General features: G+C 42.1%; 11 protein-coding genes. 4 read left to right on the forward strand and 7 right to left on the reverse strand.

Features of this window, described 5'->3' with window-relative positions; translation table 11 throughout:
* Positions 1 to 324: 324 nt before the first annotated feature.
* Together U5K72_16415 and U5K72_16420 are read right to left on the reverse strand one after the other, a co-directional pair.
* Positions 325 to 1,356, reverse strand: coding sequence for a sodium:calcium antiporter (locus tag U5K72_16415; protein MDZ7720401.1), 1,032 nt, complete (start codon positions 1,354 to 1,356; stop codon positions 325 to 327).
* Between the two features lie 813 nt (positions 1,357 to 2,169).
* Entirely contained in the window at positions 2,170 to 2,781 is a 612-nt protein-coding gene (locus U5K72_16420) for a hypothetical protein (protein MDZ7720402.1), read from the reverse strand.
* 43 nt (positions 2,782 to 2,824) lie between these two features.
* Here U5K72_16420 and U5K72_16425 point away from each other — a divergent pair, with 43 nt between their 5' ends.
* Positions 2,825 to 3,997 (forward strand): hypothetical protein, encoded by a 1,173-nt coding sequence (locus U5K72_16425; GenBank protein ID MDZ7720403.1) that lies wholly within the window; start codon positions 2,825 to 2,827, stop codon positions 3,995 to 3,997.
* 273 nt (positions 3,998 to 4,270) lie between these two features.
* On the opposite strand, the gene U5K72_16430 is transcribed toward U5K72_16425, so the two are convergent.
* The 5 genes from U5K72_16430 to U5K72_16450 all read right to left on the reverse strand — a co-directional run bounded on the left by U5K72_16430 (position 4,271) and on the right by U5K72_16450 (position 10,046).
* The gene (locus U5K72_16430) at positions 4,271 to 4,597 is read right to left on the reverse strand and encodes a helix-turn-helix domain-containing protein (GenBank protein ID MDZ7720404.1); all 327 of its coding nucleotides are present in this window, start codon (positions 4,595 to 4,597) and stop codon (positions 4,271 to 4,273) included.
* Between the two features lie 18 nt (positions 4,598 to 4,615).
* Complete coding sequence (locus U5K72_16435; protein ID MDZ7720405.1) at positions 4,616 to 4,945, reverse strand: type II toxin-antitoxin system RelE/ParE family toxin; 330 nt, start codon at positions 4,943 to 4,945, stop codon at positions 4,616 to 4,618.
* A gap of 725 nt (positions 4,946 to 5,670) precedes the next feature.
* Positions 5,671 to 8,049: a DUF2309 domain-containing protein gene (locus U5K72_16440; protein MDZ7720406.1), complete on the reverse strand. Its 2,379-nt coding sequence runs from the start codon at positions 8,047 to 8,049 to the stop codon at positions 5,671 to 5,673.
* 20 nt (positions 8,050 to 8,069) lie between these two features.
* Positions 8,070 to 9,440 (reverse strand): proton-conducting transporter membrane subunit, encoded by a 1,371-nt coding sequence (locus tag U5K72_16445; GenBank protein MDZ7720407.1) that lies wholly within the window; start codon positions 9,438 to 9,440, stop codon positions 8,070 to 8,072.
* A gap of 270 nt (positions 9,441 to 9,710) precedes the next feature.
* Entirely contained in the window at positions 9,711 to 10,046 is a 336-nt protein-coding gene (locus U5K72_16450) for a hypothetical protein (protein ID MDZ7720408.1), read from the reverse strand.
* A 1,080-nt stretch (positions 10,047 to 11,126) separates the two neighbouring features.
* On the opposite strand from U5K72_16450, the gene U5K72_16455 reads away from it, so the two are divergent.
* From U5K72_16455 to U5K72_16465, 3 genes are all read left to right on the forward strand, one after another.
* Positions 11,127 to 11,453, forward strand: coding sequence for a hypothetical protein (locus U5K72_16455; protein ID MDZ7720409.1), 327 nt, complete (start codon positions 11,127 to 11,129; stop codon positions 11,451 to 11,453).
* A gap of 153 nt (positions 11,454 to 11,606) precedes the next feature.
* Positions 11,607 to 13,823 (forward strand): glycoside hydrolase family 3 C-terminal domain-containing protein, encoded by a 2,217-nt coding sequence (locus U5K72_16460; GenBank protein MDZ7720410.1) that lies wholly within the window; start codon positions 11,607 to 11,609, stop codon positions 13,821 to 13,823.
* Between the two features lie 1,415 nt (positions 13,824 to 15,238).
* The gene (locus U5K72_16465) at positions 15,239 to 15,481 is read left to right on the forward strand and encodes a thioredoxin family protein (GenBank protein MDZ7720411.1); all 243 of its coding nucleotides are present in this window, start codon (positions 15,239 to 15,241) and stop codon (positions 15,479 to 15,481) included.

A 15,481-nucleotide genomic window follows, 5' to 3' on the forward strand; every position in this document is an offset into this window, starting at 1 on the left:
AAATTAAAATTTAACTTAACATTCTAATAAATCTGCATATTGTAAAATATTGCGGTGCTTCAGTAAGCAGTTGGCAGTAGGCAATTGGCAATAAACACAGTTATTAACTTTTTTATCAACTGCTTGAGTCTTGCATAAATTACATACCCGTGCTTAGCAATGCCGGGAAATTTGCCTACTGTCAACTGCTTACTGTTCACGTACATCAATTTCTATTCCAAAAATACTTTTGTTGATACTCTCTCTGCGTTTGACCGGTCCACTCACAAGGCGGAATACTACATGCGAGGAATACCAATATCCGGGCACGGATTATTTTGTCAATCAACCCGGCATTGATGGAATCGAATCGATGACACTAAAGTTTTCGAGGCCCATCCAAACGAGGAAGAGAATATAAAAGATAATCAGTATGAAGGATTCTTTTCGGCCGAGAATCATATTGGTTCGCATGAAACTGAAAAGCATAAGTGTTCCAAATGTGAGGGCCCCCATCAAAGGAGCAGCAACTGAAAAGTTAATGACGGTTGCACCCGCTATAAGAATACCTATCGGAATGCAAACCAACAGGTCGAAAATATTACTGCCCAATACATTGGCAATAGAAGTGATGCCGTTCCCTTTTTGCGCTTTTTTAACACTTACAAAAAGATCCGGGATGCTGGTTCCGGCGGCCACAACCGAAATTCCCCAGAGAAAAGAGGGTGTGCCCAGGATCTCTCCGAATTGTATTGCCGATTGTACCAGCATTTCAACACCTGCTAAAATAACCAACAGGCTGCCTGCAAGAATACCCCATTGCTTAAGAGGGCGGATCGCCTCGGGTTCTACCTCCGGTTTGTAATCCATGGTATCTTGATACTGGATGAATATATAGAAGAGATATAAAACCAGGGGCATGAGAGCAAGGAACCGGTCCATCTCTCCCAAAATGATACCTTCACCATCAGAAACTGGATTGAAAATCGCTGCAAATGCAAATGTGATAATTAAAACGGCTACCGAGATAATATAAAATTGTGCTTCTTTGTACACCAGGTCACGATTGGATTCCAGCGGTTCTTTTGATATCAATCCTGCCACAGCCGGTATAACCAAAATGTTAAAAATAGCAGAACCTACAATTGCTGCCACGCCTAAATCAAACTCTCCGTGTAGCAGCGTAGACAAAACTACGGTTGCCAGTTCCGGGAAACTGGATCCAATAGCAACTACAATGGCTCCCTGTACAATATCCGGCAGTTCATAATAAACAGACAACTTTTCGCTTGAAACTTCCAGCCAGTCACTTCCTTTCCAGAGGATTGCTGTGGCAACAATCGCAACTGCGGTCCAAAGAAGCAGGGATAAAATCATCTGTTTTCAAAATGGGTTGAGAGTGTTATGGCGGATAAAATTAAGAAATGATCGGAGAGAAAACGAGTGGCGAGATGATTTAGTGATTTAAAGGAAGGCTTTGCAAAACCTTCTAAAGATCTAATGATGGTTTGATTTTCGATCTGTCTCCTGCCAGATATAGTTCCGAATCCGCCTCCAGCAGCGACTAGTCAGATTCTTTTAAAGATTTGGTGAGGTTCCAACATTTGATTTATACGAGTTGTTCGATTTAGCGATCTAAAGATTTTTGATCTTTTGGCTTCTAAGATTATCGCGGTTTCAAGACTTTTGTAAGAGATAGTCACCAGTTCATTGCATTCTGTGATCACTTTGTTATGGATACCAAATCAGCTAGAGCGTTACAGTTTTATTAATCAATGATCTCGCACATCTCAAAATCCACAAATCTTGTCAAAATCTGCGTGAAATCTATACCGCTGTCGTTTGGCTGTTAAGTACACGTCAATCAATTGATCTGAAATGATTTGTGAGTTTAGCGAAGTCAAGATTTTGGATGCTTTTGGGTTATTGACGCAAAACTTTCATGTTTCAAGACTTTCCGGTAAAAGATAGATCAGTTCATCGCATTCTTCGTTTACTGTAATATTATGTATCAAAATCTTGACACAAGCTTACAATTTTTTTAAAATAGATCGCACATCTAAAATCGAAAATCTCAAAATCTCTAAATCAATCCGCTGCCTTTTTTTAAGTCTTCAACATTTGATTTAATGATTTTCGATTTAGCGATGTAAAGATTTTGGATCAGCTTTGAGGAGTATTAAAACCGGGCTAATCAGTAGATTGCGAATAGAGGTAGATGGTTCGGTGAATGGTTTGATTATACTGCACGTGAACCCGTAAATTTTTCTCGGGAAATTCTACGCGGCCAATTGTTTCAGCCTTATATGGCAAAAGTTGTTCGTGAAGTTTGTAGTGAAACGTGGTTTTTGAAAAGGAGGGAGGCACTTCAACGGTAAATCGTTTACGGGTAAATGTGCTGTCTATTCGGATGTTTTGGGTTCTGACCTGGCCTCCGGAGATATCAAATTCATGAAACGATTCGGTAATCAGGGAGTCAAGTTTTTGGGGAGATTCCAGTTGGTAAACCGGCGTGGATTCCGAGATATATAAAAGGTAGATAGATAACGCGCAGGAGATCACTAACAGGAGAACAATCATTCCTCTTTTTCTTACTGACGACATATCACTCAATAAACCCAATTGTTCTGATTTCTTCTGGTTTCTGTGTTTGTACAATCCCGCAGGGGCTTGTACTTTTAAAAATCCCCCTTCGAAGGGGGAAAGAATCAACAAAGTTGATTCAGGGGGATGACCTTCTGTCACATTCTGTAATCCCGAAACTTCGGGTGGGGTGTTATCATCCCCCTGCGCCCCCTTCAAAAGGGAGATTTTTCGACCACAAGTTAACAATAGATTTACTCTGATGGGATATCGCTTTGAGAAGATTACCGAAAAAAAGGAGATTGACCTCTTTCACTCCTTTCCATTTAAAATTTACAAGAATGACCCAAACTGGATTCCTCCATTCCGCTTTGAGATCGAGAATATTTTTGATCCCGAAAAAAATTCATTTTTTGAGCAAGGAGAGTGCGAGCGCTTTTTAATGTATGATGAAGATCAGCTTGTGGCCCGTTTTGCTGTGATGAATCATGAGGAGCGTGACGCCGCTTTTGAGCCGAAAATGGGCGGACTTGGATTTGTGGAGCTGATAAACGATCAGTCTGTTGCCGATGGAATGATCGCTTTTGCAAAAAAATGGCATTCCGACAGAGGATATAAAGCATTTCGGGGACCCATTAATTTTGGGGAAAACATCAACTTCTGGGGATTACTGGTGGAGAATTTCGAGGAACCGCCCATCTATGGAATGTTTTATCATGCTCCGTACTATAAGCAGCTGTTTGAAAACACCGGCGCTGAAAAGCTGGACGACCACTGGAGCTACAAACGAGAATTTGATAAACCGCTGCCCGGGAGGCTGATACGGATTACAGACCGAATTGAAAGTCGCCCGAATGTGAGCCTGCGTCCCATTGATATGAACAACCTGGAGCGGGATGCAGAATATATTCGGGGAATATACAACCAGGCGTGGCGCGACCAGGATATTGCCGAGAGAGAAGAACAGTTTAACGAACTGGGCCGGGAAGAGATCCGGGAGATGGTGCAAAAGCTCAAAAAAATCATGATTCCGGATAGTGTCATTATTACGTTTGTAGGGGATGAGCCGGCATCATTCGTTGTTTGTGTACCCGATCTGAATGAGATCTCTGCCGAAACCAGGGGACGCCTGCGATGGTGGCACTACCCAAAACTGATGCGTTTCAAAAAGCGGGCTAAACATCTTCGAACCACCGTTTACGGAACTCTGCCCAAATACCGAAAAATGGGACTCGAAGCCCTCACCTTTGTCCGCGGAATTCAAATGACCAAAGCTGCCGCACCCACGCTTGAATATTTAGAGGGAACCTGGGTGAGCGAAAAAAACTGGCTGATGCAGCGGGGTCTGGAGGCGTTGGGGTGCTATCGTCATCTAAAACACACCGGACATATCGGTGGGAAGTTGGGGACAGAAATTTCAGGAAGACACAAGTGACGCTTCGCCGAACACTTGCGCTGTTTTTTCGGCGCAGCGGATACATCGGTGGCAGATTGGGGTTACCGGTTATAGTTCCAATTTGTCTTGATCGACATCGGCCAATTAATCTTTATCCAACGAGTGTTATGCAAATTTCAATTATTTCAATTTTGCATAACACTGAAGAAAGCACCGGGCTATCATTGGTTTTTTGAGTGATTTGGAATATTATGAAGCGTATTGGAACGGATTGTCAAATCTGCTCAATCATATGTTACAGTACCCTTAGATTCAGGCTGCTTCCAACTCTCCTTCTAAAAGTTTCCCTATCTGCTTTTTCGATGTCCCAAGGCGGAGAAGTGCTTTGATCATCAAATCCATAGAAATGCCGGGGTCGCCACCTTCCAGTTTGGCAATTCGTGACTGACTTGAGCCTATCGCACGGGCAAGTTGCTCCTGGGTCCAGCCTCTTTTTGCACGTTGGGCTTTTACCATATTGCTGATATCCAGGCGAATGTCAATATAGGCCTCCTCTTCTGGCGAGAGTTCCAAAAAATCTGCAGTAGAACCTACCCGAAATCCTTTTTCTTCCAGTTGTTGTTGTCTTTTCTTATCCATGATATTTCCTGTACTTAACTATTGTTTATAACGAGTCAGCCGATTTTTGCATACATCAATGACTTTCTGCGGCGTCATTTGTGTTTTCTTCGCGAACACCTCCAATATGACAATAGCATCATCATCGATGAAATAGATAATGCGCCACGTTTTATTTTTGTCGTTAACGCGAAGTTCATGACAGTTCTTTCCAATCGACGGCATTGGTCTGGAATCTGGCATTTCTATTATATCTCCTTTTTGAAGCCTTCTTAACAGAAAACCAGCTTTTATTCTGGCATCTGCCGAGAAAGGCGGAGACTTTACTTCACCCTTAATCCAGACCAGTGGCTTATCATTTTCAGACATAACACAAATATGTCGAATTTGACATAAATAAGCAATAGCACAGGCGGGAAAAGTTACCCCGAAATTATACTTATAAGTATGTAAAGTATTAATATAACAATGTTGTAATACTTTTAACAAGTGGAAACTGAAAGATATTGGAAAATAGACTGGCCTTGAATAGTTGGCGGCAAAAGGACAACGAGTTGAACCGTGAGATGAATCCTTTCATACCGGTCGAGCAGCGAAATTTAAGGGCTGAAAACCTGATGGACCATTGAAAGGATTCTTCACGGTGAACTCGTTGTCCGCCGCCAAGTATTCACAGCCTTGATTTTTTCGTTCTTTTGTATCAAGACAAAAGAACAAAGCATGTGCAACAAATTTACATCATAAAAATGGGGTAAGTCCTCCACAGGCGGGTACTTAACAATGCGTTTTAAAGCGGACGCGGATGGAGTGTGATCGAACTTTTTTGTGTGGAATTAATTTCGCTACTTCAACCAAATCATAATCTCCGCACCGTTTAAACGCTGGGCATTAAGACCTATCTAAGCAGTGGAAGGCTTTGCAAAACTATGACCGTCATCCTGAACTTTCCCTCGGGATCCCTCCGGGGGATTCAGGATCTCCTGATACTGGCTATAAAGACGAATGGAGAATCTGAATCGAGTTCAGATTGACGCATACCCACGGTTTTGCAAAGCCTTCCAGTGAAGTATTACCATAAAAACAGCAGGAAATTCTCAGAGTACAGTCACATCTTCTGTTGACTTACTTTCTGCCAGAATAGTATCGCGAATGTGCAACACATGGTTATCATCCTCGGGATCGAGCACTCCAAGATAAATCCATTCATTTTCTATCAACTTTCCAACTGTTTCTTTATTTGATTCGATAATGGATTTTACTCTTTCCCGGGGAGCATAAATTAAAACCATCAGCCGTAGCGGCAGGTGTTGTAACAGGTTCTCATCTTCGCGAATCGACTCAAGAGGCAATCCGCATTTAAGATCTCCGCCATTTCCCTGTACCACACCATATTTTCCGGTTACATTTTGAGTTACTTTTGTACCGCTGCCAAATTTTTCTATATCTACCGAAGCAAAATAGTAGTGGTTGTTAATCCATTGCGTTACAACCATGGGGCCCTGCAGGATCGCCTCCAGTTTTTTACCGTCGGGATCTTTTTGCCAGTCGTAAGAATGCAGAAAACTGCGTGTTTCCAGATCGAGGTTAGCGGTAAGTTGACGGGGTCCAATTATAAAGGATGCATTGCCGGCCAGGCCCCATTCAGGACGTGTTTCTGCCCAGTCTGATGCCCGCCGATTCGCCTCACGTATTGATGCTTTCTGCTTGTACTCCGAAATATTGAATTGCTCGTAATTTGCATAATTTTGCGCCATTCGCAGATTGGCCCGCAGTTGTTCTACCTGTTGTTGGAACGGGTCCGGTATGTTTCCGTCAAACAGGTGAATGTGGTTGGTCGTGGTATTGTGCTCAGCAGCCAGGAACCAGGTATCATCGGGAATGGCGATTTCGTAATTCTCATTCAGATATTTTCTGACTTTGCTGTCATTGCAAATATTGGCCAGGGCCCGGGCATTATGGCGCCCTTTATTCCCGGCACAGGCTCCGCAATCCAGGCTCGAAGCAAATGGATTATTTGCCGTTTGACTGCCATGCCCGGCAAAAATAACCAGATCCGAAAATTCGTCCCAGCCCATCAGCTCAAATGCCGTCTTTGCAATTTCCGCCTTCACAGGTAACGGTAGTGCCTGAGTTATTTGCGACTGATCAGAGAGCCGCGGGAATAAATTTAAATCGCTAAAATTTTCGGGCTGATCAATGACTTTAGACACATAGTTTTCAATACTATTGACCCAATTAGGAGTCAGCGTCCGCATCAGCATAGCAAGAGCGTAAAAGAATCCAGTGGATTCCACATAGCCGAAAGACGCCGGGATATTGTTTTTCAGAGAAAATCGTAGCCTCTCCACAGCCTGTTTAAGACTGTTGTAATAGTCAAATTTTTCAGATTTGGTTCTGTTGTTTGCCCCGACCTTTTCGGTTGCCTGTATTTCTGCTTCCACTATGGGCGGACATGATTTATGGTGAATCTCTTTTTCGGGATGTATGTAATCCATAGCCACACCAAAAAATCCGGCATAGCCAAAGGTTTCATAATTACCGGCTTTTTCTACGGCACGTCTAATCCGTTCGGAGCGGGTATCAATACAGAATACAAACTGCGCATCGGGTACCGTTTTTGTGCCGTTAGAACCTATTACCGCCTGTTTTTTTATTTTGTTAACAAGCTTTTCCTGATAGGTGAGTTCCATAGCCGTAAGCCAGGCTAATTTCAGCTTGTCTAATTCTTTGCGGTCCTTCTGTTCCGGTTTTATTGATGGCCGGAGATCTTTATTGAGCATTGCACAAAGCGTAAACCGTACAGCCAGGTAATCTTCTAACGTGATGGGATAGAGATCTTGCCAATCACTTTGATTCGACACCCGGAATTTGATATATCCGACCCAACCCGGAAGAGCAAATAGATGATGCTTCAAAATTGGGTTTAACATATCCGGCTCGAAGGATGCTGTAAGATGCTGTATCGCCTCCAGCGGTTCGTCCGGCAGCGAATTGATGACCTGCCGGTTGGGCAGTGTCCGGTCAAAACGAGCCGTTGTCAGCCAGGCCTTGTAAAATCCTGATTTCCGGTTTGGCATCCCCCATTCGGTAGATCCCTCATCCAAAAATACAGTAAGCCATTTAATCATATGCCGGTCTATTTCGCCGAGCAAGTGATTTTTTGTGGTGTCGGTTTCCAACTCTCGTATTCGGGACAACGACTCTTCACCACTAAGCGTTATATCTTGGTCCTGTAACTGCTGGTTGAGTATTTCAATATCAACCTCTCCATTTTTCCAGGCCTGTTGAAAGGCCTGAACAGAAGGGTATCCCTCAATACCAATATCTTTTCGGATCCCGGAAATCGCCTCCTCGAAACGAAGGCCCTCCATGCCGGCAAGCGGATTGGAGGTAACAAAAGAGTAAAGAGGCCAGTTATTTGGCAATTGGTCCGAAAGTGATTGTATGATTGCAGTAATTGATTCTTTATCCATGCTATTTAGCTTAAGTCCGTCTATTGAAGTATTGTGTTTGATTTGGGTTGAGATATATTCAGCAGGTATACATAAAGGCGACGAGATTTTTTATACCACTTTAGTTCGATAGCTAAAAAGGTAGCCAGATACAGCCCTCCAACGGTTAACTGATCCCAGGTAATAGGTAAGGGAACTTCTGCCATTGGAACCTGCTGCATCAACACTGAAATACCATTAAATACAACGGCATATGTCAAAAGTGCCGGGATGATAATGATGGGTAATGCAATAAGCCGGGAGAGCAGGGGCAGAGAAGATTTACCGAGAAAATCCTGGGCTCCGTGGATAACGGTTAACACAATTACGAACGTTAGAAAAAGTCCGCTGTTAAATTCCAGCCCCTTGCCTGTGGTAATGGCAAATATCCATCCTCCGGCTAAACCGCTAATAAGTGTGACGGGCAGGTACCATTGCTTCCAGCTCCGTTTTCTATCTCCATTGTAAGGTGAGCTTTGCTCTATATTGTCACCGGATGAAAGAAACAGGTAAGCTTTGTAGAAACCGTGCAGTATCAGGTGTGCAATAGCAGCTGAAAAGAAACCGAGTCCGCATTGCAGCAACATAAAACCCATTTGAGCAGTCGTTGAACAGGCCAGTTTCTGTTTGATATTTGCCTGCACAAACTTGCTGAACTTTCCGACAAGAGCACCTACTCCACCAACTATGACCAATACCCAAAGCAGATCACTCACAAAGAGAACGGGTGCCGTACGGGTCAGTAATACAGCACCGGCATTCACAAAGCCCGCATGCATCAGGGCCGATGCCGGTGTTGGGGCTGTCATAGAAGACATCAACCAACGCTGGAAGGGGAATAGTGCTGATTGTACGACCGCCCCGCCAATGAGCAGCAGTGCGGCGACCGAAACAGAAGGTTGATCCATGGTATCAGCTAAAGATGTAATCTCTGAAATACTCCATGCCCCGGTAAGAATAGATAGCCATAGAAATCCGGCGGATATAAATGCTGTACTTAATAAAAAGTAATTTCTGGCATTCCTTCTTGAGGCTTGTCCCTCATAATATTGCGTGTATCCACCAATCAGCTCTGCCATGAGAAGCCCCATGCACAACCAGGCTGCAATAAATAATAGAATGTGATTAGCTATAGCCATTAAAATGGCTGCGATCGTGAATAGTGTGCAATTAATTAAGAATCGGCGGAGTTTTTTGTGGCCGGCAAGATATCTGGATGAGTAGGTGAGTACAATGCTGCTGAAAAGAGCAACAGCAGAACTAATGATAAGTCCAAGGTGATCTATAAGCAGTATTTGACCGATATGAATTTCTATAGGATAAAAAAATGATGTAGCTAATATGGAGACAAGGAATAAGGTCAGTGTCCACATAAATCGAACTATTATCGAAGAAAACGGACGGTTCTTTTGTCTTAGACTTTTAATTTCTGATTGAGGCGACATACGATCTTCAATTATGCTTGTGATGAGGTTATGATCTTTGTTTTATTAAAAATGATTCCGGGGAATTCAGGCAATGCAATCCATTAATATTCAGCGATGATCTCAATGAATAGCATTTGCATAGGATGATGTTGCTCTTTGAGCTTTGATAAGATTGGTTTATGTACCCTTAAGACTATTTTACAGCAGTGCATGGGGCTATTTGGAGTTCTCAAAAAATTCAATTTTTATTTGTGATTCCACTTTGACAGACATTCCATTTTTATCTGCATTTTTTAAATGGATCAATAACTTTTCCCGCATCTTTTCCAGTTCTCCTATCCGCTGTTTTGATTCTTGCTCTTCGCTTCCATTGTATTCATAAGAGCGCAGGTTCTTTATGTTGTGAAATGAAATTTTGCTGCTAATAAGACTCATTAGCATTTCCTGTGCTTCGGAAGGGGTAAAGGTGCCTTTTATCAAGGTTAAATCTTTTATAGAAGAGTGATCAGAAAATTCTATTTCGCTGGTAATTTGGTCGTTTCTATTACTCATAAGTTATCTTCGTTAGATTTCCTTTCTTCTGTATTCATTGACATTATGTGTGTTTTATAACTGCCTTTAAATAGAGATGGATTTCTCAATCCTTAGAATTACTATCGTAAAACAGCGTATTTTTCAGGAGTGAAAATAGAGGCTTTTATATATAAGTATTAATTAAATATTTTGATGTTATACATAAACGTTTATTTATGTATTGGTTTTACATAACATCAATGCTCTTTTTCGGAAGGGTAACCCGGTAGTAGAATATGACAGGGGAGGTGGCAGATATTCTATTGATGAGATAGTTGGATGAAAGCTTTAAAAAAGAGAACAATTGTCCTTTCGGTCACAACACTCTTTTTTGAGTAAGGACATATTTTGTGAAGACATAAAGTTGACTGCGTTATTTACAGGATTCTGGAGATTCTTCGACCCAAAAACAAAAGCAGTGTATGGGTCTGCCAGTGACAGATTCATAAAAATACGTCTTGATACAACATAAAAGCCTCATACCGTTTCTTCCCTATTCCTTTTGGACCGCCAAAAGGAATCAAAAACTCCCGGCTATGATTGCTTCCGGGGCATGGTTTGCCCGCACGGGTACACTCTGCGAATGCTCACAAGGCGAGCGCGCAGAGCGATTTCTCCCGTGCTGTGTTGCAAACCATGCAATCCCTCCACCAATCAAGGCCGAAGACCGAGAGACCTAACTTATAATTAAAAGTTGGAACTATGGGCAAATTTTCTGTCACTTCTTCAATGGTGTTGCCCCGCCTGCTTTACTGTCTCTACTTCTGCCAATGTCATCTTAACGAATTTCGTCAGCGTTTTTCTGATGGAGTGAGGTCCCAAAGGAATCCGCCTAACGGATGAAAGGATCTCTTTTTTTATTGCAAACGTATGTCCACACAATGGGACTTCTTGGAGTGTATCTCAATAGGAGTCCTTTGGACAAACCAAAAGAATTAAGAACATCAAACGAATAAATCAGACTAAAATGGGAAACTCCTCAAAATTGAACGATCTAATACAAACCATTAATTTAGCGTGTGATAGTCGAGATTTCATGCCAATAATAATCAGATACCAATGGACAAAAATCATTCACTAAAAAATGCCCTCAACGAGAAAACATCATCAAAAGAGAATAGAAAGACAGAGTTGGATGAGAGGGAAGCTAATCCAAACAGAGAGATGCCAGAGCCGCCCAAAGAAGATATTGTTGATAAATTGTTAAGAGGGTTTATGGCTTTTTTCCTGTCAGTATTCGTAAGTGCAGTCATAGCAGGTATGCTGGAGGTTGCACTAAGCCGGGAGATCTCATTTGGAAGCTGGCCCATGATCGTTGCTACCGCCATTCTTTATTACCCCTTTTATAAGATCCTCACCTGGATGGGATTTTTCAGGCAAAAATGAGAATCATTCTTGTAGTTTACAGTGAATAATCAGTCTTGTTTTAGGTCCTTACTTCATAAACCATTAACGTTACTTTTGTAAATAGAAATAAAGTCTAAAATTTGAGCCTGTTTTTGGGGTCAAGACATATCTGAAAATGAAGGGAGAGATACCATGAAAAAATTTATCAAAATTACATTTATAACCATTGGCGTTGCTATTTTAGTTGTTCTGCTCCTCGCCGGTGGTTTAATTTTGTACACTTCTATTGCTCCATCACCAGATCCTCATTCTTACGCTGAATACTGGCCCGATAGGTTGACATTCCAGGAAGCGGATGAGATTTCCGTTGATCTTGTATCTCAAATGACATTTGAAGAGAAGCTTGGCCAGATGACGGGGGATATGTCCTTTCTTGATATTGCAAGTGGACTCACATCCGTTTTGGTGTTTGAGAAAATACCCATTGTTGCTTCGGGCGAAAACGAACGGTTGAACATTCCTCCCTTCACTTTTACAGATGGCCCCAGGGGAGTTGTGGTAACGGAAGCAACGGCATTTCCCGTGGCAATGGCCCGCGGAGCTACCTGGGATCGGGATCTTGAGTTTCGTGTTGGTGATGCAATCGGGAAGGAAGCGCGCGCCGCCGGAGCGAACTATTTTGGAGGTGTTTGCATCAATTTGTTACGGCATCCGGCATGGGGACGAGCCCAGGAAACCTTTGGAGAAGATCCGTGGCACCTTGGTAAGATGGGCGTATCCCTTATCAATGGTGTTCAACAACATAATGTGATGGCGTGTGCAAAGCACTATGCTCTGAATAGTATCGAGGAATCCCGGTTCAAAGTAGATGTTACTGTGGATGAACGGACGCTGCGGGAAGTCTACCTGCCACACTTTAAAATGGCCGTTGATGCCGATGTTGCTTCCATCATGAGCGCCTATAACAAAGTTCGCGGTGAGTTTGCAGGTCATAACCGATATCTGCTGACCGATATTTTGCGTAATGAGTGGAATTTTAACGGGTTTGTAACCTCAGATTGGCTGTTTGGTTTACGCGATGGTGCAAAAGGTATAAACGCAGGAATGGATGTGGAGATGCCGCTTCAGGAACATTATACCCCTGAAGAACTACATCCTGCTCTTGAATCGGGTGAAATTTCAATAGACCAAATTGATGAGATGGTGCGGCGTGTGGTACGAACAAAACTGCTCTATATCACAAATTCAGATCCGCAGGAGTACGCTGATGAGATCCTGGCGTCTGAGAAGCATCAACAACTGGCACTGGAAGTTGCCGAAAAAAGTATGGTGCTGCTGAAAAATGAAGACGATTTTCTTCCCTTATCCGCCCGTGGAATTGGATCTTTAGCCGTTATCGGTGAGTTGGCGGATTCCGATCACACGGGCGACCGCGGCAGCAGCGGTACACATCCACCTCATATCATAACGATGCTGGAAGGGCTGCAGGAATACAGCAACGGCAGTTTTGAGGTTATTTATAACGATGGCTCAGATTTTGAATCGGCGAAGCAAACGGCAGAACGTGCAGATGCTGTGGTGTATGTAGTTGGATATAAATCAGAGGATGAGGGTGAATATATTACATCAGGTGACCCCGAAGTTGCACCGGAAAATCAGTGGGGAGAGGGCGGTGACAGGCCTGATCTTTTTTTGAAGCCTCATGACCGGGATCTGTTAACTGAGTCACTACCGGTCAATCAGAATTCAGTAGTCACACTTATCGGGGGCAGCGCTATTATGACAAATAACTGGGATCAATTGACGCCATCAATTCTAATGGCTTGGTACCCGGGTATGATGGGTGGCCGGGCTCTGGCAAATATCATATTTGGTGATGTCAATCCAAGTGGGAAATTACCGTTAACTATTCCTGAGGAGGAAGATCATCTTCCATTTTTCCAGGCAGATATCGATTCCATTCACTATGGCTATTACCACGGATATACGCTGTTGGACAAGGAAAATATTGAACCTGCATATCCATTTGGTTTTGGGTTGAGTTATACGAATTTCGAGTATTCAAACCTTCAGTTGGACAAAAAACAGGTTGAAGAGAACGACACTCTTTGGGTTTCAGTGGATGTAACAAATACGGGTGATATGACAGGAGAAGAGACTGTTCAACTTTATATTGGTTTTGAAAATTCAACAATCGAACGCCCGGTAAAACTTCTTCGCGGGTTTGAGAAAGAAAGACTCAATCCCAGGCAGTCGAAAACAATTACACTACCAATAGTAGTTGAAGATCTTGCATGGTACAATCCGGATGATAAAGACTGGGAGGTCGAAAAAATGCAGTATTCGGTGTTAATCGGAGGGTCATCACAACCGGAGGAGTTGTTGAGGTCAGATTTCGGCATACGGTAGTTGCCGGCACGGTATCTTAAAAACCAAAGCTGGTGCAAATGGGGAATAGATGCCGGAGTTGAGGGGGCGCAAGTGACGCTATGCTGAACACTTGCGCCAGTGTGGGAACGTCAGTTTGAGCGCAATGAGGAGGTACGACGAGTGAAGTCGAAAACAAATAATTGCTTCTGCAAAGCCCTCTGTCAATGCATCGGCCGATCATTTTTATTCAACTATGTTATGCAAATTTCAGGCATTTTAAATTTGCATAACATTGAAGAAACAGGGCTTAAATTGGTTTTTTGAGTGATTTGGAATATTATGTAGCGTATTCGAACGGATAGTGAAATCTGCTCAATTATATGTTATTGCTACTTATTAATATAAATTAGTTCAAGGTATGGGACTTAAAATTCATTCAATTGCAGAAATACCTTCTCATGAAAATAGAGAGTACTATTTATATTTACTAGATTTTGGCTGGCATGAACCTCTTGGAGAAAACATTAAGATCTATAATTTTGATGAGCATAGCTTCAAAAGCAGCCAAAAATGAATCTGCTGTAATAATGGGCTTCAAAGGCAGTCATTTTAACGATTGAGGTATTATCCTGGCAGAATATCAATGGAGAAGATGGTGAAGAAAATTTTGCCTGCAATTATGAGTTCGCAACCTATCTATCCTGAAAAGTTTTACATCTGATAGAACTATCAGAAAAAAATGAAAATAGATTATGCCAAAACGAGAAAATGCTATTAATACCACTTAAAGAAGTTCTGTGATTCTGACTATCTGATGTTATCAGTTTAATATGAGCAAATTTTTAGTGATATAGAAAAACAAAAAAGTCTTTTAGATTTTCAGAATCCAAAAAACTAAACCGTGAAGTAGGTTAAAGCAGCAAGTGATGCAATAATTCTTGAATCCAAATTGCTATGAGGAGTTGGCATGAGATTGTAAAATGAAGCTGTTAGAAAATGGTAAAGCGGCGCAACTCAGTAGGATAGATTCGTCGACCTACCTTAACGACGGGCGCAGGCTCGGCCGAATCCTCAACGCCCTCCTGGTTTTAAGTAGCTAACCATCTTTCGTGCGGACGTGTAAGAGCTTGTTGCACAACGAGTAACTGCTGCCGCGCCGCACTAATGCGCAATGTCGTTATATGGCTTAAACACGGCATGCTAAAATATTAGAAAACTTAAGAAGCCTTGCTCTTCAATATAAGACTCTTAAGTATTATTAAACTTTAGCGAGTAGACATTTCATTACGATCAAAAACTATTCTGTATCAAGTCTAGTCCATTTCTTAGAATTATAGACGCTTTTAGCTTTCCTGAAAGTTGATGCTTTAAAGTTTTTTGTGACTTTTTAGCTATTTCTTCGACTACAATACCACAACGACATTCTAAACTTTAATCACATATACCAACTTATTATGAGTACTGACATCAAAATATTACACTCGTCTTGCTGCGCAAGCGGCTCACCTATTAAAGAACGAATCGAAAAAATTGCTGCTGAAAATAGTATAGAAATATCGATTGAAGAATTATCAGACATACAAGAAACAGCTAAATACGGTACTACAACCTTTCCCTCACTGGTAGCAGGAGGAGAGGTTTACGACTATAGAAAGCTGTCGACTGATAAAGAAATATTGTCAATTTTGAATCAATAA

This window comes from Balneolaceae bacterium (assembly GCA_034521495.1).
GTDB lineage: Bacteria > Bacteroidota > Rhodothermia > Balneolales > Balneolaceae > Rhodohalobacter.